Genomic DNA, 21,969 nt, shown 5'->3' with positions numbered 1-21,969 from the left:
ACAGGAAAGACAGACATGGGCAAGGCAGAACGGATGGAACGGCAACCCGACTACGAGGCCATCGTGATCGGCACCGGTTTCGGCGGCATGGGCGCGGCGATCGAGCTCAAGCGCCTGGGCATCGACTCGCTGCTGATGCTGGACCGCAACGACGATCTCGGCGGCACCTGGCACGTCAACACCTACCCGGGCCTGGCGGTGGACATTGCCTCCTTCACCTACTCCTATTCCTTCGAGCCGAACCCCTGGTGGGAGCGTCTCTACGCACGCGGAGCGGAGCTGAAGAAATACGCCGAGCACGTCGCGGAGAAGTACGACCTGCGCCGCCACATGCGCTTCAACACCGCGGTGCAGCAGGCAGTCTGGGACGAGACCAACCGCCTCTGGAGCGTGCACGTCCAGGGTGGCGAGCCGATCACCGCGCGCTTCCTGCTGACCGCGACCGGCTTTTTGTCGCAGCCGAAGAAGCCGGACATCCCGGGCATCGAAAGTTTCAAGGGCAAGGTCATCCACACCGCCGCCTGGGACCACGACTACCCGCTGGAGGGCAAGCGCGCCGCCGTCATCGGCACCGGCGCCACCGCCGTGCAGCTGCTGCCGAAGATCGCGCCGCAGCTGGCGCGGCTGGACGTCTACCAGCGCACCGCGATCTGGGTGACGCCGAAGGTCGACGGCCCGATCCCGATGGCGCTGCGGCGCCTGTTCGCCGCGCTGCCGGCGGCGCAGCGCTCGGCGCGCCTGGTCAGCTCCGGCATCCTCGAGGCGATCATGGTCACCGGCGTGCTCTACAACAAGCAGCTGCCGATGCTGACGCGCACGATGGAACGCGCCTGCAAGGCGCACATCGCCCGCCAGATCAAGGACCCGGAACTGCGCCGCAAGCTGACGCCGGACTACAGCTTCGGCTGCAAGCGCCCGACCTTCTCCAACACCTATTACCCGACCTTCAACCGCGCCAACGTCGAGCTGGTGACCGAGGGCATCGAGCGCATCGAGCCGGATGCCATCGTCAGCCGCGACGGCAGCCGCCGGCCGATCGACACCCTGATCCTGGCCACCGGCTTCTCGCTCTGGGAAGAGAACTTCCCGGCGATAAAAATCGTCGGCCGCCAGGGCAAGGACCTGGGCGCCTGGTGGCGCGGCACGAGTTTCCAGGCCTACGAAGGTGTCGCGGTGCCGGGCTTCCCGAACCTGTTCTGCCTCAACAGCCCCTACGCCTACAACGGCCTGTCCTTCTTCACCACCATCGAGGGCCAGATGAAGCACATCGCCCGCCTGGTCGGCGAGCTGCGGCGCAAGAGCGCGCACAGCTTCGAGGTCTCCGAATCGGCCAACGATGCCTTCGTGGCCGACATGAAGCAGCGCGTCGGGAGTTCGGTGTTCGTCAACGGCAACTGCGCCAGCTCGCGCAGCTACTATTTCAATCAGCATGGCGAGGCGACCCTGTTGCGGCCCACTTCGACCCTCTCCGGCCTGCGCCAGGCCAGCCGTTTTCCCCTCAAGGACTATCACTTCGCCTGAGCGAGGGGCAGAATCGGGCGAGGTGAGGAGAGCACATATGGGCAAGATGGAGCAGGGCAGGGAAGGGACCGCCGAAATCATCGTCCGTCGCATGGACTTCCAGTTCGACGACACGATCCCGACCTGGTGGTTCGACGGCGACGTGGTCAAGACGCTGATCATGGCGGCACAGTCCTGCACCTTCCCGGAGGGCGAGCGCTTCTTCATCCGTTCCGTGCGCGCCTGGCAGGACGGCGTGCAGGACCCGGTGCTGCGCCAGCAGATCCGCGGCTTCATCGGCCAGGAGGCGCACCACGGCAACGAGCACACCGCGCTCAATGCCTTCATGCTCGGCCGCGGCCTGCCCACCGACAAGGTCGAAGCCTTCGTGAAGCGCGGCCTGGGCTTTCGCGACCGCATGCTCTCGCCCGAGCGGCGCCTGGCCATGACCTGCGCGCTGGAGCATTTCACCGCGATGCTGGCGGAGATGCTGCTGGAGCATCCGGAGTTCCTCAAGGGCATGGACGAGCGCGTGTTCGCGCTGTGGCTCTGGCATGCCGTGGAAGAAAGCGAGCACAAGGCCGTGGCCTTCGACGTGTTCCAGGACCAGGTCGGCAGCCAGTGGATCCGCCGCAGCCAGATGGCCATCACCACCCTGGAGTTCTCGCTGTTCAGCATGCTGCACTTCGCACGCCTCTATCGCGCCTCCGGTGCGAAGCTCGGTGCGCGCGGCGTGCTCAGGGGGCTGGGCTACTTCCGCCCCTGGCTGCGCAGCCTGCGCCCGCGCTATCTCGCCTACTACCGCCGCGATTTCCATCCCGACGAAGTCGATACCCGCGCCCTGCGCGAGGCTGCGCTGCAGCGCCTGGCGCAGATGCTCGACCGGCCGACGCTGGCCGCCTGATTTCTCCCTTACGGAACCACCACGACAAAATGGCCCGCAGCTCCGAGGCGATCAGCCCGACCGCCCACTACACCGGCTATGCCTGGTTCCACCACGGCATGTCCCACGAAGCCCTGGTGACCCCGCAGGGCCGCCTGCTGTTCAATGCCCTGCGGCCGCTGTCGAAGCTGGCGCAGGTCCGCGGCCGCCCCACGGCGGAGGGCTTCCTGCTGGCGCGCCACCGCGCGATGGACGGCCTGCTGGAGCAGGCGATCAGCGAGGGCCGCGTGACGCAGGTGATCGAGGTGGCCGCCGGCTTCTCGCCGCGCGGCTGGGACTTCAAGCGCCGCCACGGCAGCCGCCTGCGCTATGTCGAGGCCGACCTGCCGCACATGGCCGAACGCAAGCTGCAGCGCCTGGAGCGTGCCGGCCTGCTGCTGCCGGGGCATCGCGTGCAGGCGCTGGATGCCCTGGCCGACAGCGGCCCGATGTCGCTGTCCGCGCTGGCCGACCGGCTCGACCCGGCGCAGGGCACCGCCATCATCACCGAAGGCCTGCTGAACTACTTCGACCGCGAGTCGGTGCGGGGCATGTGGCGCCGCTTTGCTGCCGTGCTGTCGCGCTTTCCGCAGGGCCTGTACCTGTCCGACCTGCACCTGGCACGCGAAAACCGTACCGAATCGCAGCGTGCCTTTGCGCGCATGCTCTCGGCCTTCGTGCGCGGCCGCCTGCACCTGCATTTCAGCGACAGCGAAGAGGCGATCGCGGAACTGCGGGCCGCCGGCTTCGACACGGCCGGGATACACGACCCGCGCCAGTTGCCGCAGGTCGGGCGAACGCAGCCCGGCGCCGAGCTGGTGCGGGTGGTCGAGGCCCGCACCGGCCCCTGAACGGCCGGCGCCACGGCAGTACATAATCCGCTTATCCGTTTTTCCCTCCAGGAGCATCCCATGGCACAGCACCAGGTTCGCGTGACCCGCGATTTCAGCCTTCCCGTCGAAGACGTCTACGCCGTCCTGTCGGACCACAACCGCCTGAGCCGCGTGCTCGGCGTGCCGGTCAAGCGCATCCGCGACGCCCAGGGCGACGACGTCAACGGCGTCGGTTCGGTGCGCCTGATCGGCATGGGCCCGCTGGGCATCGAGGAAACCGTCACCGCGGCGACGCCCAACCGCCTGATCCGCTACCGCATCAGCAAGGGCGGCGCACCGATCCGGAACCACAGCGGCGAGCTGACCTTCAGCAAGACCGCCGAGGGTTCGCGCGTGCAGTGGGCCATCGACTTCGACTCCTCCGTCCCGGTGGCGGGCACCGTGGTGCGGCTGGTGCTGGGCACCGCGATCAAGCTGGGCCTGCGTCGCATCAGTTGATACGCGCTTGTCACTCTCCTGTTTACGGGGGAGGTGGGATGCCGATCCTCACCAAGTAGCCCGGTTTCGCGTAGCGAGGCCGGGCTTTTTGTTGCGCCCCAACCGAACCGTTCATCCCGAGTGCCGCGTAGCGGTGTATCGAGGGACGCACTTCTTGTCTCCCTCTCCCGCCGGCGGGAGAGGGCTGGCGAGGGCATGGATGCCCGAGGTAGGGCAACGCATGGAGCGGTTGCCGAGGTGAGGGTGGTGCTACTTGGAACTCACTGAAGTTCGTCGGTGATGCCGGCGACTACGCCGGTCAGGCGCGGTGGCTCTCTGGAGGTCTATTTCGCCCAAGGGCGAGTTACTTCTCTTTGATATACGTCAAAGAGAAGTAACCAAGAGAAAACGTACCCTTGTATCGGCGCCCCGCTCACGCGGGGTTCCCCGCCCAGTGGTCGGTCGCTGAGGGGTCGGACACACAGGCCATCCATGGCCTGCGTGTCCTCGGCCGGACATCCTGTCCGGCTCGCCCCCTGCGCCCGACCCCTGTGCGGGCGCCGCTACGAGGGAACCCGGAACATCAAAAGCATTCGCTGCGCTCACCAAGCCATTGGAAGACACAAGAAGTGCTTTCCCTCTCCCCTTGCGGGAGAGGGTGCCCGAAGGGCTGGAGAGGGGGCGCAACTCATGATCTGTAGGGTGCGCATTGCGCACGCGGAGCAGGCCCGGCCAACTTGAATGGTGCGCGATGCGCACCCTGCGCCTGACCGCGACGATCAGCAGGCTGCTCTCAAGCCACCAGCGAAGACGGCGCTGCTTCGCCTGAAGCCTCTCCGCCGTTCTCGGCATTGGCCTTGTTCTCGACGTACTGCTGGCGCAGCGCCTGCAGCACCATCACGGCCTGCGGCGCGATGTCGATGGGTTCGGAGCGGCCTTCCATCAGGTCTTCCAGCAGGTCGACGGCCGAGACGGTGAGGGCGTTGTGGCCGTCGAACTCGGTGAAGGAGGCGCGCTTGGCCTGCGGGAACCAGGAGTTGAGCTTGAGCCAGCGGGTGCCTTCGCTGCGGCGGTCGTAGACGCGGAACCAGGCGCCGATGCGCAGCAGCTGCTCGAGGAAGCGCTGCGGCGTCGGCATTTCCAGGGGCAGGCAGACGATGGTGGCGGAAGGAGATTCTGCCTCGCCGGATTCCGCCGCGGTCTCGGCGGCCACCGGCTCGGCGAAGACGGCGGCGATCTCGGCGGCTTCGGCGGCTTCCTCCGGCGACACCTCGGTGCTCTCCGCGACGCTTTCGATGATGGCATCGGCGATCGCGGTTGCCAGGGCGGCGGCTTCGGCGGGTTCTTCCTGCGTCACCGGCTCCGCTGTTTCGGCGGCGTTCGCCTCTGCCGGCGTTTCATCGGCTTCGGCCAGGGACGGCTCGCGGGCCTCCGCCGTTTCCGCAGGTGTCGACGCGACGGCCGGGGCGGATGCCGTGCTGGCCGCGGCGTGCTCCTGCATCTCGCGGGCGATTTCCGTGGTGTGCGCCAGGTTTTCGAGTTCGAGTTCGGGCTCGTCAGGCAGCTCCGCTTCCGTGACCGAGATCCGGGAGGTTCGTGCGAGCGGCGGCTCCGGCTCGCGCTGGCGACGCAGTCCCTGCGTCAGCGTGATCTCCATGGTCGCCGACATCCTCTCCCACTCGGGGACATCGGGATGAACGGCGGCAGCGGAGACAACGGAGACAGCAGGGGCGGCGGTCGCCGCGCCGGTGCCTGGAGGATCCTGCGTGCTGAAACTGTTCAGTGCCTTGTCCAGGCCCCTGAGCAGTTCGTGGGCGCGCTCCTTGGGCATGCCGACCGCGGTCAGCGCCTTGAACAGGTCCACGCGCAGCGCCGCGCGCTCGGCCGGCGTGCGCGCGTTGGGCGACTCCGGGTTGAGGGCGTAGAGCACGCGGTGCAGCAGTTCCATGCCGGAGCGGTAGAGCTGGCTCTCGGGCCCCTGGCGCAGCAGGTGGCTGGCCATCATCGGGCCCCAGCCACTGCGCAGCAGCGGCCACACCGGCTCCGGCAAGTCACAGGTGGCCGTGCAGAGCTCGAGTTCCTGGTCCACCACCTCGCGCACCCTGCGCAGCAGGCTCTTGTGGCGCTCCTGCTGCTGGCGACCCTGCTCGGCCAGGAAGGCCTGCACGTCGTTCTCGGCCAGCGGCCGGGCACCGGCGAGGCGTTCATGGACCTCGTGGGCGGCGAGGTTGGCCTGCCGCAGCACGCGCCGTGCCCAGCCGTCGAAACGCTGCAGCGCATCCATGCCGCCGATGCGCGTGTCGCCGGCCATGTCGGCCATGTCGTTGATCAGCCCGCGCACCGGGTGCTGGCGGTCGGTGAAGAAGCTGGCGTCGGCCAGCGCGGCCTTGATCGCCGGGAAGCGGAAGGCTTCGATCAGCGGGTGCAGGCGCTGCGGAATCTGCGGGTCGGCGAGGATGTCGTCGAGCATGCGCCCGACCAGGCCGGCGCGCTGCCGCAGCATCTGCTGCTTCACCGCCTCGGCGCCTGCCGCGACACCCTGCACGGCCTGCAGCAGCAGGCGGGCCAGGTCGGAGTCGGAGAAGCCGGCCGCGAAATCCGGCAGGAAATTCGAGGGCTCGGCGCCCGGTTCGTCCTGCGGGCCCGGGACCTGTCCGTCCTGCACCTTCTGCAGCAGGCTGGCAGTGGCGTTGCCTACCCCCTGCCGGCCCTGGTGCTGCGGCGTCACCGGCGAAGCACGGACCCCGCGACGCTCGCAGGCGGCCACGGCCTCGGCATACACCGGTCGCAGCTTGGCCAGCGCCGAGGACTCGAACAGGCGGTTGAGCGCGAGCCGGGCGGCAGCGCCCTCGGGCAGGGCGCTGATCGCGGCGGCGAAGGCCTCGCAGAGGCCCTGCGGCGACAGGCCGGCCACCGCCGGGAAACCCGGGGCGAGCCTGCGCAGGGTTTCGAAGCGGCCGGCGAGTTCGTGCAGCTGCGCCTCGCAACTGGCGCCGGCGCGTGTCGCCATGTCGGCCAGCTGGATGTTGTCTTCGACCTCGTCATTGCGGCGCAGGGCCAGTTCGCTGGCCGCGGAGCCAGTGCTGCCGGAGACCTGCAGGCGCTGCACGATGGCCTCGCGGAATTCGCGGGCCAGCGTGGTGCGCGCTTCTTCGTTGCGCAGCAGGTGGCGTGCATTGAGGAAACCCGGCAGCTGCGCCGGCGGGCTGCCGCGGGCCAGCTCGAACAGGGCGGCATCGGCCGACTGCATCATCGACTGCAGGCGGCGGTCCATTTCGGCCAGCAGCGAATCGCGCAACTCGCCGAGCACGGCCTGGGCATCCGCCGCCGTAGCCGCGGCAGGGACCGCGGAGGGGGATTTGCGCTCGCTCATGCGATGCGGCCTGGCTCTGGACTGCAGGAAAAAAGAGGGGGACTGCCGGCGGGGGCTGCGCAGTTCAAGGATGCTTCGATGAATTCCATGATCCTCTCGCCCGGCGCAAACCGCCAGATCGATCCCGCTCCGCCCCGTTGTCGCACGTTACGTGACGTGCGTCTCTCACCCCGGCCCATTAAACCGCAAGTGGTCGTGCCGCCGGTAGAGCATTCGGCTTACAAAACCAGCATGAACCGGCATTCGCGGCGCGCCCGTCTGGCACGTGGTTTGCGTGAACCCCGCCAGACACAGGGGAATCACCATGAGCGCACCGTCCCGGGGCAGCATGACCGCCGCGGCCTTGGCCTATGCCGTGGCCAACGAACCGACGCACGACGAGCCGCCCGCCGGCTACAGCCACGACATCGAAGCCGTGCCCCTGAGGGCGCCGATGCAGGTGGATACCGGCTTCCAGCTGAGCTGCATCGGGCTGGGCATGGCCTTGATCCTGTTCCACTTCGGCAAGATGGGCGGCGCCCTGGCGCCGCTGCACCCCGCCAGCCTGGTGATGCTGCCGGGCATGCTGGCCCTGGTGGCGACGACCGGCCTGATCGCCTGGCGCCAGCGCCGGGGTTGAGCGGCCTGCGCCCAGGTCAGGCCGGGCGCGCGGTCTCGGCCGCGACGTCGGCCTCGAAGCTGGCCTTGTCCAGCCGCGGCAGCTGCGGGTAGAGCCGCTCGAAGTCGGCGTGCATCTCCCGGTAGGGCACGTCGAGGAATTCGCCGCGAAAGGCGAGGTATTCCATGTGGCGGTTCCCGGACAGGTCGTAGGGGTGGTAGATCGAATCCCCGCGGCCGTCGAACTCCAGCGGCTTGAGGCCGAAGCGCTCGCACAGCCCGATGTTGAAGGCCGGGGTCGCCTTGACCCATTGGCCGTCGAGCCAGATCGCCGTGTAGCCGTGCCAGAAGAACACGTCGGTCTGCATGGTCTTGCGCATGCGCTCGGTCGACAGGTGGTTGCGCACGTCGGCAAAGCCCACCTTGGCGGGGATGCCCAGCGCGCGGCAGCCGGCGGCCAGCAGCGCCGCCTTGGTCACGCACCAGCCATGCCCCAGGCGCAGTACGCTGCTGGCCTTGAGTCCGTCCGGGCCCAGGTCGATGGCATAGGGGTCGTAACGGAAGCCGTCGCGCACGGCGTAGTACAGCGCCACCGCCTGCTCGCGCGGCTCGGCGGAGGGCCCGGCGTGCTCGCGGGCATGGGCCCGCACCGCAGGGTGGTCGGAATCGACGATCAGCGCGGGCTGCAGGAACTCGGAAACGGCGGAATCCACGGCGGGCTCCAGGGAAGAGGGCCGGGTCATTCTAGGAGTTGCCGCCGGTTTTCGAATCGTCTGAACCGGCCATCCGGGGAATCGCCCGCCGGGGAGTGCGCAGCGGCTACACAATAGCGACCCGAATGCCGTGTTACGGTGGGTTCACCAGAACAACAACATGTGGTTTCATCGTGACTGTAGAGAAGGGGGAGGGTCATGTTGACGAATGGGATTCTCCGCGTCTGCCCAGGCCCCCGGTGCCGGTGATGGAGGCCTCGATGCGCCCGGCGGCACGGCACCCGTGAATCCGGAATACGCTTACGTCGCGCACATTGGCTTCCTGCTGCTGGCGCTGTCCTACCTGATCCGCGACGTGCTGTACCTGCGTGGCATCGCGGTGACTGCCGCCTGCATCATGATCGCCTTCAACCTGCTCACCTACGACCAGCCGGCCTGGGTGGTGGTCTGGTGGAACATCATCTTCATCACCATCAACCTCTGCCACATTGCCTGGCTGCTGCACGACCGCCGCAAAGGCAGCCTGGACGAGCGCGAAGAGCGCCTGCGCAGCACGGTGTTCGCCACGCTCGCTCCGGCGGGCTATCGCAAGCTCATGGCCCTGGCGCAGTGGCGCGACGTGACGGCCGGGGAGGTGCTGATCCGCCAGGGCGACGATTCCTCGCGCCCGCTGATCTATCTCTACAGCGGCTTCGCCCTGGTCGCCGTGGACTCGCGCAACGTTGCCCGCATCGGCCAGGGTTCGTTCGTGGGCGAAATGGGCTATCTCACCGATGCCGCGGCGACCGCCACCGTCAGTACCGCCGGCGCTTGCTGCGTGGTGAGCTGGCCCGCCGCCGGGCTGGCAGCGCTGCTCCGGCGCGAGCCGCAGCTGCGCCAGTCGCTGCACCAGATCCTGGCGCATGACGTCGTCGAGAAGCTGGCGCTGCAGGCGCGTCAGCCGGCGTAGTGGCGGTCGGTCAGGACGCCAGGAGCTGCCGGCGGCTGTCGAATCGCCTGGGCCGGCCATCCAGGGGATCGCGGAAGGCCAGGCTCCGGGCCAGCAGCTGCAAGGGGTGGCTGAAGTCATCTTCCGCCTGCGGCCGCAGCTCCGGGTAGAAGTCGTCGTTGACGATCGCTGCGCCCAGGGCGGCCATGTGGACCCGCAGCTGGTGCTTGCGGCCGGTGACCGGGCTCAGGCGGTAGAGGTTCCGCGCGCCGCGCCGTTGCGCGATCTCGATGCGGGTTTCGCTGTTGGGCGTGCCGGGCGCCTCGCGCATGAGGAAGAACGGTTCGCCCGCTTCCAGGCGGCTGCGATGCAGCAGCGGAAAAGCCTGTCCCTGCAACGACGGCGCCAGCGCCTCGTAGGTCTTCTCCACCTCGCGCCGCGCGAACAGCGCCTGGTAGGCGCCGCGGCTGGCCTCGTCCAGCGAGAACAGGACCAGGCCGGCGGTGCCGCGGTCGATGCGATGCAGCGGTGCCAGCGTATCGATGCCCAGTTGCCGGCGCAGGCGCACCAGCAGGGTCTCCTGCAGGTGACGGCCGGCCGGGACCACAGGCAGGAAGTGCGGCTTGTCCACCACCAGCAGCTGCTCGTCGCGGTGCAGGATTTCGGCCTCGAAGGGCACCGGTGTTTCCGCCGCCAGCTCGCGGTAGTAGTGCAGGCGGTCGCCGGCCTGGCAGGGGCTGTCCGGCGCCAGCGCCTGCCCCTGCGCATCCGTCACCAGGCCGCGCGCCAGGCGCGAGCGCCAGGTGGTGGCGTCGATCCCGGGGAATTGCGCCAGCAGGAAGTCCAGCACGCTGTCCCAGCGGCCTTCCGGCAGCTGGATCGCGCTGGCGCCGACGCCGTCGCGCATCGGCAGGGAGGGGGAAATGGTCATGGCCTTTCGGGATCGACGGTCAAAAAACAGCCGTTCGGCTGCCCGGAGCGACCGGCAGACGAATATACGGCGTGAATGAAAGCCTGTGAATTTTGCCGCATTTCCCTGAAATCATTGCGAAATGGGCCGGATATGTCACTTTTTGACAAGGCCCCACCCCCCAAATGGGCGCTTGTATCGCTTTTCAAGGGTGAATCGCAGGCCCTACCATGGGGAAAACAGCGGTATTGACATGAGGGGTTGGGGGGCGCAGATGCGGGGCGCGTCGACGTGAACGGGGCCTTCAGCGGCTCGGCCGAAAGTGCGGATGTCGTGGTCGAAGACAGCCTGCCCCAGCAGGAGGTCAGGCCGACCCCGCCCGTCGAGGAAGCGGAGCAGCCCGAGCAGGTGCTCACCTCCGAGGAAATCCGCGCGCTGCGCGATGTCGCTTCCGAAACCCGTCGCGGTGCCCGCATTCCGCTGCGCCTGGAGCAGGAGTTCGAGGCCCATGAGCGGCGTTCCGCGCGCATCACCCGCGTCTGCCTCGGCATGATCCCGGTACTCAGCTTCGGCAGCGCGCCGTTCTGGCAGACGCTGGTTGCCGGCTCTCCGGCCGAACTGATCCCCCTGCTGCTGTGGATCGAACTGGCGGTAATCACGCCGCTGTTCATCGCCGTGACCCTGACCCAGTTCCGCAAGGTGGAGTCCTCGCTGGCGGAGTTGATGCTGATGGGCGGCTTCCTGCTGATCGTCGCCTGCGTCGAGCTGATCCGCTATCGCGGGCATGAACTGGGACACACGGTGGAGCCCTACCTGCTGGTCACCATCCCGGTGGCGGTGGTGACACTGGCGCGCCTGCCGCTGAACCGCTGCATCGCCTTCATCGCGGGCTACGTCGCCATGCTGTTTGCCGCCTGGCTGGTCCTGCCGGGTTCGCCGGGGCGCGGCGTGCAGGAGTGGATCCTGGAGATCCTGCTGCTGGGCACGGCGCTGCTGACCGCCGTGGGCACGCGCCTGTCCTCGCGGCGGCAGTGGGCGGCGGGCAAGCTGCTGTCGATGATGGCCTTCCGCGATCCGCTCACCGGCCTGGCCAACCGCCGCGCCCTGGAAGACCGCTACGAAGTGGCCCGGCGCGCGGTCTCGCGCGGCGAGCAGCGCGGCCTGTTCTTCGCGCTGCTGGACATGGACCATTTCAAGAAGATCAACGATCTCTACGGTCACGAGTACGGCGACGGCGTGCTGGCCGAGCTGGGACTGGTGCTGGCGCAGTACGCGCGCCGTTCCATGGACATGGCCGCGCGCCTGGGCGGCGACGAGTTCGCGCTGCTGCTCTACGACTGCGATCTCGACGACGGCCGCGCGCGCCTGACCGAACTGCTGGAGGCGATCCGCAACCTCGGCATCGAGCACCGCGCCAACCGCGCCGCGGTGGTCACGGTCAGCGCCGGCGGCGTCGCCGTGGGACCCGCGCTGCCGCTGTCCGACGCCTACCATGCGGCAGACCACTGCCTGTACAAGGCCAAGCATGCGGGCCGCGACGGCCTGGTCGTGGAAGACATCGCCGCCAAGGCGGCGCGCGGCGGCGGCCAGTACGGCAGCAACTACGGCAGCTGACCCGGCGCTCTGCCGGCCCTACTGGTTGCCGGCCACCCAGTTGTTTTCCGGGAGATAGCGGTCGTCCGGCAGTTGCCCGGCCTTGCAGTATTTCTCGCAGCCGCGGCTGTCGATCCGGATCGAGATCACGCTGCTGCGCGCATCGCGCTCCAGGGTGAAATCCAGCTTGCAGCCGGCCTCGCTCCACTGCGCGTGCCGGTCGTCGCGCATTCGCGCCAGCGCGGCCGGCGCCTCGGCGGCGGGAATCCTGCAGAGCGCGGTATCGGGCTCGTCGATATGAATGCGCACGAGGCGGAAGCTGAAGCCGCCGGAATCGCGGGCGGTGAGGTCCATCTGGCCCTCATAGTTGCTCTTGTAGTTCGCGCTCCACATCTCTTCCCACTCGCCCTTGAGCGCGGCGACCTGCTCGCGGTACTGGGTCTCGATGTCGCTGGCGGGGCAGCCCTTGGCACAGCGCGTGCGCAGCACGGCGTTCCAGTCCTTCTGTTGGCCGCGCAGCGCGTTCCTGTCGAGCACCACCGCGAGGCGCTGCTTGAAGGCCTGGGCCAGGTCCTCGTCGAGCTTCGACAGCGTGGGACTGGAGCAGACCATCTTTTCGACCGGATGGCTGGCCTTGGCACAGTCGAAGCTGGCGGCACCGGCGCCCAGGGGCAGGGCGAGCAGCAGCAGGGCGAGGGCGCGGCGCATGAGGACTCCTGTCCAGGTGTGGCCCGCCGATTGGAGCGCGACAGCCGGCTTTGCACAAGCCGACTGCGTCACGCTTACAGGTAGCTCAGCCCCGTGAGCTGCTCCGACAGCTGCCACAGGCGCTGGCCGAGCTGCGGGTCGCGTGCCTCGGGGCGGCTGCCGACGCGCGTCGGGTGGCCCATGAACTCGATGAAGCCGTCGGGGCCGATGTAGTCGCCGCCGACGATGTCCGGCATCGTCGCCGCGTACAGCGTCGGCAGGGCGCCCTTGGAAGCCGGCTGTGCGAACAGCGCGTTGCCGATGTTCATCGCCCAGCGCTTCCACAGCGGCGTCTTGTCCTTGAGTCCGAAGCCGATGTTGGTGGCCGAGTAGCCGGGATGGGCGGCCACCGCCAGCACGTCGCTGCCGGCCTTCTCCAGGCGGCGCTGCAGCTCGAAATGGAACATCAGGTTGGCCAGCTTGCTCTTGCCGTAGGAGTCGGCCGGGCTGTAGGGGCGGCGCTCCCAGTTGAGATCGTCCAGGTCGATGCCCTTGGTGGCGCGGTGGGCGATGCTGGCCACGGTGACGATGCGCGCCTTCGGCGTCGCCTTGAGCGTGTCCAGCAGCAGGCCGGTCAGCACGAAGTGGCCCAGGTGGTTGGTGCCGACCTGCATCTCGAAGCCGTCGCGGGTCTTCTGGTAGGGCAGGTGCATCACGCCGGCGTTGTTGCAGAGCATGTCGAGCCTGGCGTGCTTGGCCATGTAGCCTTCCGCGAAGGCGCGCACCGAGGACAGGTCGGCCAGGTCCAGGGCCATGGCCTCGACGCGGCTGTCGGGAGCGCGGCGCTGCACCTCGGCCACCGCCGCGCTGGCGCGGCCCGGGTCGCGGCAGGCCATCACCACGTCGGCGCCGGCGCGGGCCAGTTCGGCCGCGGTCTCCAGGCCCAGGCCGCTGTTGGCGCCGGTGACCACTGCGCGCTTTCCGGCCAGGGCCGGGATGTCCTTCGCTGTCCACTTCGCCATTTGAGCAACCGATCCGCTGAACCAGGAGTCGTTAGTCTGCTGTTTTATTGCGGTGCAGCATTCGTCCGGTCGGCGTAGGTCGCCGAAAAGCTCTTCTGTCCGCGAATGAACGCAAATCAACGCAAATACAAATGCCTGGAAGCAATCATTTGCGTCCATTCGCGTTCATTTGCGGACTGCCTGTCTGGCGATGGTCAGCTTTAAGGGACAGCAGCAGCATGCCGGCCAGCACCAGCCCGGTGCCGGCCAACTGCAGGGCTGTGATCGGCTCGCCCAGCAGCCACCAGGCCAGGAACAGGGTGGAGACCGGGCCGATCATGCCGGCCTGGGCCGAGACCCCGGCACCGACACGGCCGACGCTGGCCATGGTCAGGAACACCGGCAGCACGGTGCAGAGACTGGCGTTGAGCAGGGACAGCCGCCACACCGGCAGGGCCTGTTCGAACAGACCCGGGAAGGGGCGTAGCAGGGCGTACTGCAGCAGGCAGGCCACGGTGGACACGGTCATCGCCAGCGCCACCAGGCGCAGCGCGCCGACGCGGGCAATCAGCTCGCCCGACAGCAGCAGGTAGATCGCATAGGAGATCGCCGCGCCGGCCACCAGCGCGCCACCCAGCACGACGTTGCGGCCGCCCAGGCTGACGTCGTGCCAGAACACCAGCACGATGCCGGCGTAGGCGAAGGCCAGCGACAGCCACTGTCGCCGCGTGACCTTGCGGTCCAGCACCAGCAGGCCCAGCAGCAGCACGAAGCTCGGCGTCAGGAACAGGATCAGCCGCTCCAGGCCGGCGCTGACGTACTGCAGGCCGAGGAAGTCGAGCATGCTCGACAGGTAGTAGCCGAGCAGGCCCAGCAGGCCGATGCGCGCCAGGTCGCGCGCGTCCAGCCGCGGTTCGCGCCGCCAGGTCCAGGCCGCCACCAGCAGGAACACCGGCAGCGACAGCAGCATGCGCAGCGCGATCAGCGTCACCGCGTCGATGCCTTCGCGGTACAGCAGCTTGGCGATCACGGCCTTGGCCGAGAAGAACACCGCGCCGGCCACGGCCAGCGCCAGGCCCGTCAGCCAGGCGCGGCGCTGCCGCAGCTCGTCACCCCCGGCAGTACTCAGACGCCATGCTCCTTGAACCAGTCGCGCGCCAGCTTCCAGCCGTAGGTGGCGGCGGTGGCGTCGTAGGTCGGGCGGTAGTCGGCATTGAAGCCGTGATCCACGCCGGGGAAGACGACGATCTCCGAGCCGCTGCCGGATTTCACCGTCTCCTTCTGCATCTGGTTGACCACGTCCAGCGGGATATAGGCATCGCCGGCCGCGTACAGGCCCAGCACCGGCACCTTGAGCGTGGCGCCGATGTCGATCGGGTCCTGCGGCTTGATCTCAGACTTCATGCCGCTGAGCAGGCCGTAGTAGGCCACGCCGGCCTTCACCTTCGGGTTGTGCGCGGCATACAGCCAGGTGGTGCGGCCGCCCCAGCAGAAGCCGACGATGCCGACGCGCGCGGTATCGGCGCCTTCGGACTTGCCGGCATGGGCCACGGTCGCATCCAGGTCGCTCATGACCTGGGCGTCCGGCACCTTGGCCACCACCTGCTGCAGGATCTGGCCGATGTCGCTCATCTTCGACACGTCGCCCTGGCGCGCGAACAGCTCCGGCGCGATCGCGCAGTAGCCGAGCTTGGCCAGCCGGCGGCAGACGTCCTGGATGTGCTCGTGCACGCCAAAGATTTCCTGGATCACCAGCACCACCGGGTAGTGGCCGCGCCTGGCCGGGCGCGCGCGGTAGGCCGGCATCTTGCCGTCCGGCACGTCGATGCTGATGGCGCCGGCCAGCAGGCCCTTGCTGTCGGTCCTGATCGCCTGCGCCAGCACCGGGCTGGAGGCGAGCGCGAAGCCGCTGGCCAGCGTCGAGACCAGGAAGCCGCGGCGGGTGAAGCCGGATTTCTCGACCGCGGGACGCGCGCCGCTGAAGTCCAGGGGCTTGAGTCCGTATTCATCCAGGTCCATGTGCACTCCTCATCCGTGGGGGTGCGCGAACATATGCCGGCCGGCGCGACGCGGTAAAGTCACAGACGGAAAAAAGCCCCTCAGGAGTCAACATGGAATACAGGCAGCTCGGCCGTTCCGGCCTCAAGGTTCCCGTACTCAGCCTCGGCACCGGCACCTTCGGCGGCAAAGGCGAGATGTTCGCCAAGTGGGGCACGACCGACGTGAAGGAAGCGACGCGGCTGGTGGATGTGAGCCTCGAATCGGGCCTCAACTTCTTCGACACCGCCGACATCTATTCGAGTGGCGCTTCGGAAGAAATCCTCGGCCAGGCGATCCGCGGCCGGCGCAACGACTTGCTGATCTCCTCCAAGGCCTCGATTCCCACCGGCCCTGGCCCCAATGACCGCGGCGCCTCGCGCCATCACCTCATTCGTGCCTGCGAAGCCAGCCTCAAGCGCCTGGGCACCGATCATATCGATCTCTACTTCATGCACATCTACGACGCGCTGACGCCGGCCGAGGAAGTGCTGGGCACGCTGGACGACCTGGTGCGCGCCGGCAAGATCCGCTACATCGGCTGCTCCAACTTCTCCGGCTGGCACGTGATGAAGGCGCTGGCCACCTCCGAGCGCCATGGCCTGGGCCGCTACGTCGCCTACCAGGGCTACTACTCGCTGATCGGCCGTGAGTACGAGTGGGAGCTGATGCCGCTGGCACTGGAGCAGGGCCTGGGCACCATGGTCTGGAGCCCGCTGGGCTGGGGCCGGCTCACCGGCAAGATCCGCCGCGGCCAGGCCGCGACCGCGGGCCGCATCGCCCAGGGCGGCGCCGAGGGTGGGCCGCTGGTGGATGAAGAGTATCTGTACCAGGTGATCGACGCGATCGACGAGGTGGCGCGTGAAACCGGCAGGAGCGTGCCGCAGATCGCGCTGAACTGGCTGCTGCAGCGACCCACGGTCTGCAACATCGTGGTCGGCGCGCGGAACGAGGAGCAGCTGAAGCACAACCTCGGTGCGCTGGACTGGAAGCTGACGGCGGAGCAGCTGGCGAAACTGGATGCGGCGAGCCGCCGGCCGCCGGTCTATCCCTACTGGCACCAGGCGGGCTTCGAGGATCGGATTCCGCAGCCGACATCCTGGTAGCCGGATTTCGGACTGTCTCCGGCGCCAATGGCGGGGCAGGGAGGCGGGGGCTATAAGCTGGCCCGAACATCTGGGGTGAGAGCATGAAAAGAACCGGCAAGCGCTACCGGCCCGGTCGCGCGGCGGCTGAATATGACGTCATCGTGATCGGCTCGGGCATCGGCGGGCTGGCCTGCGCCGCCCTGCTGACGCGCCTGGGCCGCAAGGTCTGCGTGCTGGAGCAGCACTACACCGCTGGCGGCTTCACGCACTCCTACGAGCGCGAGGGCTACGAGTGGGACGTGGGCGTGCACTACGTCGGCGAGGTGCACAAGCCGCACGCGCCGCTGCGCCGCATCTTCGACGTGATCTCCGACGGCAAGCTGCAATGGGCGCCGATGGACGAGGTCTACGACCGCATCATCATCGGCGAACGCCATTACGACTTCATCGCCGGCCGCGACAAGCTGGCAGCGGAACTCAAGCGCAGCTTCCCCGGCGAGGAAGAGGCGATCGACCGCTACTTCGCGCTGGTGCAGAAGGTCAGCCGCAGCATGCAGGCCTACTTCGCCGGCCAGGCGATGCCGCCGCGGCTGGCACGGCTCTACGAGAAGATCCGTCCGCTGCGCGTGCCGCGCGAATGCTTCCAGACCACGCGCGAGGTGCTGGAAGGGCTCACCGGCAACCAGGAACTGATCGCGGTGCTGACCGGGCAATGGGGCGACTACGGCCTGCCGCCGCGCGAGGCTGCGTTCATCATGCACGCGGCGGTGACCAAGCATTACTTCGCCGGTGGCAACTATCCCGTCGGCGGCTCCTGGAAGATCGCCGATACCATCGTGCCGGTGATCCGCAGCGGCGGCGGCGAGGTCTTCACCTATGCCCGCGTCAAGCAGTTGCTGGTGGAGGCCGGCCGGGTCACCGGCGTGGAGATGGAGGACGGCAGCCGTGTCCTGGCGAAGGCCGTGGTCAGCAGCGCTGGCGCGCGCCTGACCTTCGAGCAGCTGCTGCCGCGGGCCGAGCGCGAGCGCCATGGTTATCCCAAGAAGCTGCGCGAGGTGAAGCCCTCGTCGGGCCACCTGTGCATCTACGCCGGATTCAAGGGCAGTGCGCAGGAACTGGGCCTGCCGCGCACCAATCTCTGGGTCTACCCGGACGCGGATCACGAGGGCAACGTCGAGCGTTTCATGGCCGACCCGCATGGCACGCTGCCGATGCTGTACATCTCCTTCCCCTCGGCCAAGGATCCGGACTGGGACCGGAACTACCCGGGCAAGAGCACCGTGGAAGTGATCACGCTGGGCCGCTACGAGTGGTTCGAGAAATGGGCCGGCGAGACCTGGAACCAGCGCGGCGCCGACTACGAGGCACTCAAGGCACAGTTCACCGAGCGCCTGCTGGAGGGTCTGTACCGGCAGATGCCGCAGCTGCGCGGCAAGCTCGACTACGTGGAGCTGTCGACGCCGCTGTCGACGCAGTTCTTCGGCATGTACGACCGCGGCGAGATCTACGGCCTGGACCATGACCTGCGCCGCTTCGAGCAGAAGTGGCTGCACCCGGTGACGCCGGTGAAGGGGCTCTACCTCACCGGCCAGGACGTGGTGACCGCCGGCGTCGGCGGCGCGCTGCTGGGCGGCGTGATGACCACCGCGGCGATGATGGGCAGCAAGGCGGGGCAGGTGTTCAAGCTGCTGAAGCAGTGGCAGCCGGCGGAGGCCTGAGGGCTTTGTTTCTTTTGTAGGAGCGGCTGTCAGCCGCGATGGCAGGTCGACATGATCACCTCCCTTCGCGGCTGACAGCCGCTCCTACTCCGTCAACTTCCCGCAGAGGCCAGGTTCCTGCAGGTCTCGCGGTACTCGCTGGCCAAGCGCTCGCAAAGCTCTCCCGCCGTCGGCAGGTCGCGGATCGCGCCCGCGCCCTGGCCGGCGGACCAGATGTCCTTCCAGGCCTTTCCGGCCGACAGCTCGGCACCGAAATCGATGCCGGTCTTGGCCTGCAGCTTGTCCGGGTCCAGGCCGGCCCTGACGATGGATTCGCGCAGGAAGCTGGCCGGCACGCCGCTGATGTGCGCGGTGTAGACGATGTCGGCGGCGCGCGCGTCGAGCAGCATCTGCTTGTAGCTGTCCGAGGCATTGGCTTCCTGCGTGCCGATGAAGCGCGTGCCGAGGTAGGCGAAGTCCGCACCCAGGGCCTGCGCCGCGGCGATGCCGGCGCCGCTGCCGATGCAGCCGGACAGGGCGATGTAGCCCTCGAACACCGAGCGGATCTCCGGCATCAGCGCGAAGGGATTGATGGTGCCGGCATGGCCGCCGGCACCGGCGGCCACCGGGATCAGTCCGTCGACGCCGGCCTGCGCCGCCTTCTCGGCGTGGCGCAGGCTGACGATGTCGTGGAACACCAGGCCGCCGTAGCTGTGCACCGCGTCCACCACTTCGGCCACCGCGCCCAGCGAGGTGATCACCAGCGGCACCTTGTGCTTCACCACCTGCGCCAGGTCGGCCTGCAGGCGCGGATTGGACTTGTGCACGATCAGGTTGACGCCGTAGGGCGCATCCTGCGGGCTCAGCGTGCCCTGCAGTTCTTCCAGCCAGGCGACGAAGGCTTCCGTACTGCGCTGGTTGAGCGCCGGGACGGTTCCGACCACGCCGCCCTTGCAGCAGGCGGCGACCAGCTTCGGATTGGATACCAGGAACATCGGGGCGGCGATCGCGGGAACGCGGACGCGGCCTTTCCAGGATTCGGGCATGCGCATGTAAAGCTCCTTTCTTGCCGCGGATGACGCGGATGAACGCGGATCAAAAAACTTGCACAGAATCCGCGTGTATCCGCGCAATCCGCGGCGAATATGTTTTCGGTGTCAGTCAAGGATCGAGCGGGCGATGATTTCCTTCATGATCTCCGAGGTGCCGGCGAAGATCCGGTTGATGCGCTCGTCCTGGTACATGCGGCAGATCGGGTACTCGTCCATGTAGCCGGCGCCGCCGTGCAGTTGCACGCCCTCGTCCACCGCGCGGCCGTAGACCTCGCTGGCGAAGAGCTTGGCGCGGGCCGCGTCCTCGGGGCTGAGCTTGCCCTCGTTGTGCACCTCGATGCAGCGGTCGATGAAGTTCTGCGCCACCTCGATCTCGGTGTCCAGCGCGGCCAGCTTGAAGCGCGTGTTCTGCATTTTCGACAGCGGCTTGCCGAAGACCTTGCGCTGGCGCACGAAGTCGCGGGTCACGTCCACCGCGGCGCGCGCGGCAACGACGTTGCCGGTGGCGGAGAGCAGGCGCTCCTCGGCCAGGGCGTGCATCAGGTGGTAGAAGCCCTTGTTGACTTGGCCCAGCACATTGGCCTTGGGCACTTTCACGTCGCGGAAGAACAGCTCGGCGGTGTCCTGCGACTTCAGGCCCATCTTCTTCAGGTTGCGGCCGCGCTCGAAGCCCTCCATGCCGCGCTCGACGATGAACAGCGTCATCGCGTGCGGGTTCTCCGGATGGGTCTTGGCGGCGACGATGACGACGTCGGCAAGGATGCCGTTGGAGATGTAGGTCTTGGAGCCGTTGAGCAGCCAGTGGTCGCCCTTGTCCTCGGCGCGGGTCTTGGTGGCCGAGATGTCGGAGCCGGCGTCGGGCTCGGTCATCGCCACCGCCAGGATCAGCTCGCCGCTGATGATGCCGGGGAAATACTTCTGCTTCTGTTCGTCGGTGCCGAAAGTGCCGAGATAGGGCGCGATCAGGCGGCTGTGCACCGTCATGAAGAAGCCGGGGTCGCCGTGCAGCACGTTCTCCTCGATCAGGATCTGCTCGTAGCGGAAGTCCTTCAGGCCCAGGCCGCCGTACTGCTCGTCGGCCCACATGCAGAGATAGCCGGCTTCGCCGGCCTTCCTGAAGGCCTCGCGGTCGACGATGCCGGCCTCGCGCCAGCGCTCGGAATGCGGGCGGATCTCGGTCTGGAAGAATTTCCGTGCCGAATCGCGGAACAGCTCCATCTCGGGTTCCTGGGGTTTGCGCTGCATTTCGGGTCTCGGATTGGAAAAAGGACGAACGAATTGTTCCCGGCCGGCTTTCCCTAGAATTGACCCCTGGATGCCAACCTGTTGACCGCAGACCGCCAAACGCCGTGATCCTTCCGCCCGAAACCCCCACGCTGACCATGGCCTACTGCCGGGTGCTGACCGACTGGCTGCAATCGCGGGGCCAGGCCCTGGAACCGGTGCTGGCGGCGCTGGATGTGCCCGGGGCTGCTCTGGCCGACCCGGACCGGCGGGTGTCGCGGCTGCGTTTCAACGCGGCGCTGGAGTGCGCCATCGAGCAGACCGGCGATCCGCACGTGGGCCTGCATGCCGGCGAGCGGGTGCGGCCGGCGCACTATGGCGTGGTCGGCTACATCATGATGAGCTGCGGCACCAGCCGGCAGATCATCGAGACGCACCAGCGCTGGCACCAGCTGGTGATGCAGGGCGTGGAGCTGGATTACGAGGAGGCCGACGGCCTGCTGCGCCTGCGCGAGACGCTGCCGCCGCTGCCGGGCCTGCTGACCAGGGCCGCCGGGGAATGCCACGCGGCTTCGATGCTGAGCTTTGCGCGCTGGGTCTTCGGCAGCCAGTTCCGCCCGCTGGACGTCAGCTTTCCCTATCCCGAGCCGGCGCAGCTGGACGAGTACCGCCGCATCTTCCAGTGCCCGCTGCGGTTCGACGCACCCTGTTTCAGCCTGTCGATCCACAACGGCCTGCTCGACCGTCCGCTGCCGCAGGCCGATCCCGAGCTGCGCCAGATGATGGAGGCCAAGGCGCAGCGCCAGGCGAAGGAACTGGGCCTGGAGGCCGATCCCTTCATGGCGCAGCTGCGCGCCGCCATCGCGCGCCTGCTGCCGCAGGCGGTGCCGGAGATGGACCAGGTGGCGGCGGCGCTGAACATCTCCGGGCGCACCCTGCAGCGCCGCCTGCAGCAGCGCGGCAGCCACTTCAAGGCGGCCTTCGACGACATGCGCCGCGACCTGGCGCTGGGCTACGTGCGCGATCCGCAACTGTCGCTGGTGGACATCGCCTTCCTGCTGGGTTTTTCGCAGCAGAGCGCCTTCAACCGGGCGTTCCGGAGGTGGACGGAGAGTACGCCGGGGGCTTATCGGGACGCGCTGTGAATTCTGTTCCCTCTCCCGCTTGCGGGAGAGGGTGGCCCGGAGGGCCGGGAGAGGGGCTGTAGATCCAACTGGATCGGCATGCCCACCATTTACAGAAACCCTCTCCCGGCCTGCGGCCACCCTCTCCCGCAAGCGGGAGAGGGGAACAAAGGTCTGGCCCATACGGCTAAGCAATCTGGCACGGTGCGCCCT

The 21,969-nt window shown here is 68.0% G+C and carries 19 protein-coding genes; 10 read left to right on the top strand and 9 right to left on the bottom strand.

All coding sequences use genetic code 11. The features are described from left to right. The first annotated feature begins 15 nt into the window (after nt 1–15). The 4 genes from D0B54_RS16400 to D0B54_RS16385 are packed head-to-tail and all read left to right on the top strand — an operon-like array spanning nt 16 to nt 3,753. A complete protein-coding gene (locus tag D0B54_RS16400; protein WP_205527152.1) occupies nt 16–1,521 on the top strand; it encodes a flavin-containing monooxygenase in 1,506 nt (501 codons plus the stop codon). A 37-nt stretch (nt 1,522–1,558) separates the two neighbouring features. Then, entirely contained in the window at nt 1,559–2,404 is an 846-nt protein-coding gene (locus D0B54_RS16395) for a metal-dependent hydrolase (protein ID WP_117292346.1), read from the top strand. A 29-nt stretch (nt 2,405–2,433) separates the two neighbouring features. Beyond that, nucleotides 2,434–3,273, top strand: a complete 840-nt coding sequence (locus D0B54_RS16390; protein ID WP_117292345.1) for a class I SAM-dependent methyltransferase — start codon at nt 2,434–2,436, stop codon at nt 3,271–3,273. 60 nt (nt 3,274–3,333) lie between these two features. Further along, the gene (locus D0B54_RS16385) at nt 3,334–3,753 is read left to right on the top strand and encodes an SRPBCC family protein (RefSeq protein WP_117292344.1); all 420 of its coding nucleotides are present in this window, start codon (nt 3,334–3,336) and stop codon (nt 3,751–3,753) included. A gap of 772 nt (nt 3,754–4,525) precedes the next feature. On the opposite strand, the gene D0B54_RS16380 is transcribed toward D0B54_RS16385, so the two are convergent. Beyond that, nucleotides 4,526–7,105, bottom strand: a complete 2,580-nt coding sequence (locus D0B54_RS16380; protein WP_117292343.1) for a DUF1631 family protein — start codon at nt 7,103–7,105, stop codon at nt 4,526–4,528. Nucleotides 7,106–7,409: 304 nt separating this feature from the next. On the opposite strand from D0B54_RS16380, the gene D0B54_RS16375 reads away from it, so the two are divergent. Next, nucleotides 7,410–7,724 carry a hypothetical protein gene (locus D0B54_RS16375; RefSeq protein ID WP_162932482.1) on the top strand — a complete coding sequence of 105 codons (315 nt, stop codon included), beginning with the start codon at nt 7,410–7,412 and terminating at the stop codon, nt 7,722–7,724. A gap of 16 nt (nt 7,725–7,740) precedes the next feature. Here D0B54_RS16375 and D0B54_RS16370 read toward each other — a convergent pair whose 3' ends face one another. Further along, complete coding sequence (locus D0B54_RS16370; RefSeq protein WP_117292341.1) at nt 7,741–8,445, bottom strand: transglutaminase-like domain-containing protein; 705 nt, start codon at nt 8,443–8,445, stop codon at nt 7,741–7,743. Nucleotides 8,446–8,623: 178 nt separating this feature from the next. On the opposite strand from D0B54_RS16370, the gene D0B54_RS16365 reads away from it, so the two are divergent. Beyond that, entirely contained in the window at nt 8,624–9,364 is a 741-nt protein-coding gene (locus tag D0B54_RS16365; RefSeq protein ID WP_117292340.1) for a cyclic nucleotide-binding domain-containing protein, read from the top strand. Between the two features lie 10 nt (nt 9,365–9,374). On the opposite strand, the gene D0B54_RS16360 is transcribed toward D0B54_RS16365, so the two are convergent. Next, a complete protein-coding gene (locus tag D0B54_RS16360) occupies nt 9,375–10,274 on the bottom strand; it encodes an RluA family pseudouridine synthase (protein WP_205527150.1) in 900 nt (299 codons plus the stop codon). Nucleotides 10,275–10,544: 270 nt separating this feature from the next. Between D0B54_RS16360 and D0B54_RS16355 the strand changes: the two genes are divergently transcribed. After that, complete coding sequence (locus D0B54_RS16355) at nt 10,545–11,867, top strand: GGDEF domain-containing protein (protein WP_117292339.1); 1,323 nt, start codon at nt 10,545–10,547, stop codon at nt 11,865–11,867. Nucleotides 11,868–11,885: 18 nt separating this feature from the next. On the opposite strand, the gene D0B54_RS16350 is transcribed toward D0B54_RS16355, so the two are convergent. The 4 genes from D0B54_RS16350 to D0B54_RS16335 form a co-directional block, all read right to left on the bottom strand. Then, entirely contained in the window at nt 11,886–12,554 is a 669-nt protein-coding gene (locus tag D0B54_RS16350) for a lysozyme inhibitor LprI family protein (protein WP_117292338.1), read from the bottom strand. A gap of 74 nt (nt 12,555–12,628) precedes the next feature. Further along, on the bottom strand, nt 12,629–13,555 hold the full coding sequence (locus D0B54_RS16345; protein WP_117292337.1) for an oxidoreductase: 927 nt from the start codon (nt 13,553–13,555) through the stop codon (nt 12,629–12,631). Between the two features lie 145 nt (nt 13,556–13,700). Beyond that, nucleotides 13,701–14,663, bottom strand: coding sequence for a DMT family transporter (locus tag D0B54_RS16340; RefSeq protein WP_117292336.1), 963 nt, complete (start codon nt 14,661–14,663; stop codon nt 13,701–13,703). Further along, a complete protein-coding gene (locus D0B54_RS16335) occupies nt 14,660–15,553 on the bottom strand; it encodes a dienelactone hydrolase family protein (protein ID WP_117292335.1) in 894 nt (297 codons plus the stop codon). The genes D0B54_RS16340 and D0B54_RS16335 overlap by 4 nt, the downstream gene beginning before the upstream one ends. Before the next feature lie 92 nt (nt 15,554–15,645). Here D0B54_RS16335 and D0B54_RS16330 point away from each other — a divergent pair, with 92 nt between their 5' ends. After that, nucleotides 15,646–16,677, top strand: a complete 1,032-nt coding sequence (locus D0B54_RS16330) for an aldo/keto reductase (RefSeq protein WP_117292334.1) — start codon at nt 15,646–15,648, stop codon at nt 16,675–16,677. A gap of 83 nt (nt 16,678–16,760) precedes the next feature. Then, on the top strand, nt 16,761–18,377 hold the full coding sequence (locus D0B54_RS16325; protein WP_117292333.1) for a phytoene desaturase family protein: 1,617 nt from the start codon (nt 16,761–16,763) through the stop codon (nt 18,375–18,377). Nucleotides 18,378–18,469: 92 nt separating this feature from the next. Here the strand turns inward: D0B54_RS16325 and D0B54_RS16320 are convergent, their stop codons facing one another. Together D0B54_RS16320 and D0B54_RS16315 are read right to left on the bottom strand one after the other, a co-directional pair. Then, nucleotides 18,470–19,408, bottom strand: a complete 939-nt coding sequence (locus tag D0B54_RS16320; protein ID WP_117292332.1) for an NAD(P)H-dependent flavin oxidoreductase — start codon at nt 19,406–19,408, stop codon at nt 18,470–18,472. A gap of 105 nt (nt 19,409–19,513) precedes the next feature. Beyond that, nucleotides 19,514–20,653, bottom strand: coding sequence for an acyl-CoA dehydrogenase family protein (locus tag D0B54_RS16315; RefSeq protein WP_117292331.1), 1,140 nt, complete (start codon nt 20,651–20,653; stop codon nt 19,514–19,516). 104 nt (nt 20,654–20,757) lie between these two features. Here D0B54_RS16315 and D0B54_RS16310 point away from each other — a divergent pair, with 104 nt between their 5' ends. Next, a complete protein-coding gene (locus D0B54_RS16310) occupies nt 20,758–21,777 on the top strand; it encodes an AraC family transcriptional regulator (RefSeq protein WP_117292330.1) in 1,020 nt (339 codons plus the stop codon). Nucleotides 21,778–21,969: the final 192 nt, after the last annotated feature.

It is taken from the genome of Solimonas sp. K1W22B-7 (assembly GCF_003428335.1).
In the GTDB taxonomy this organism is placed as follows: Bacteria; Pseudomonadota; Gammaproteobacteria; order Nevskiales; family Nevskiaceae; genus Solimonas_A.
This window is presented reverse-complemented; position numbering and strand designations above follow the sequence as displayed.

What these genes read in the sequence shown, in the direction of transcription:
- D0B54_RS16400 (WP_205527152.1), top strand. Translation starts at nt 16, where the DNA reads ATGGGCAAGGCAGAACGGATGGAACGGCAACCCGACTACGAGGCCATC.
- D0B54_RS16395 (WP_117292346.1), top strand. Translation starts at nt 1,559, where the DNA reads ATGGGCAAGATGGAGCAGGGCAGGGAAGGGACCGCCGAAATCATCGTC.
- D0B54_RS16390 (WP_117292345.1), top strand. Translation starts at nt 2,434, where the DNA reads ATGGCCCGCAGCTCCGAGGCGATCAGCCCGACCGCCCACTACACCGGC.
- D0B54_RS16385 (WP_117292344.1), top strand. Translation starts at nt 3,334, where the DNA reads ATGGCACAGCACCAGGTTCGCGTGACCCGCGATTTCAGCCTTCCCGTC.
- D0B54_RS16380 (WP_117292343.1), bottom strand. Translation starts at nt 7,105, where the DNA reads ATGAGCGAGCGCAAATCCCCCTCCGCGGTCCCTGCCGCGGCTACGGCG.
- D0B54_RS16375 (WP_162932482.1), top strand. Translation starts at nt 7,410, where the DNA reads ATGAGCGCACCGTCCCGGGGCAGCATGACCGCCGCGGCCTTGGCCTAT.
- D0B54_RS16370 (WP_117292341.1), bottom strand. Translation starts at nt 8,445, where the DNA reads ATGACCCGGCCCTCTTCCCTGGAGCCCGCCGTGGATTCCGCCGTTTCC.
- D0B54_RS16365 (WP_117292340.1), top strand. Translation starts at nt 8,624, where the DNA reads ATGGGATTCTCCGCGTCTGCCCAGGCCCCCGGTGCCGGTGATGGAGGC.
- D0B54_RS16360 (WP_205527150.1), bottom strand. Translation starts at nt 10,274, where the DNA reads ATGACCATTTCCCCCTCCCTGCCGATGCGCGACGGCGTCGGCGCCAGC.
- D0B54_RS16350 (WP_117292338.1), bottom strand. Translation starts at nt 12,554, where the DNA reads ATGCGCCGCGCCCTCGCCCTGCTGCTGCTCGCCCTGCCCCTGGGCGCC.
- D0B54_RS16345 (WP_117292337.1), bottom strand. Translation starts at nt 13,555, where the DNA reads ATGGCGAAGTGGACAGCGAAGGACATCCCGGCCCTGGCCGGAAAGCGC.
- D0B54_RS16335 (WP_117292335.1), bottom strand. Translation starts at nt 15,553, where the DNA reads ATGGACCTGGATGAATACGGACTCAAGCCCCTGGACTTCAGCGGCGCG.
- D0B54_RS16330 (WP_117292334.1), top strand. Translation starts at nt 15,646, where the DNA reads ATGGAATACAGGCAGCTCGGCCGTTCCGGCCTCAAGGTTCCCGTACTC.
- D0B54_RS16325 (WP_117292333.1), top strand. Translation starts at nt 16,761, where the DNA reads ATGAAAAGAACCGGCAAGCGCTACCGGCCCGGTCGCGCGGCGGCTGAA.
- D0B54_RS16320 (WP_117292332.1), bottom strand. Translation starts at nt 19,408, where the DNA reads ATGCGCATGCCCGAATCCTGGAAAGGCCGCGTCCGCGTTCCCGCGATC.
- D0B54_RS16315 (WP_117292331.1), bottom strand. Translation starts at nt 20,653, where the DNA reads ATGCAGCGCAAACCCCAGGAACCCGAGATGGAGCTGTTCCGCGATTCG.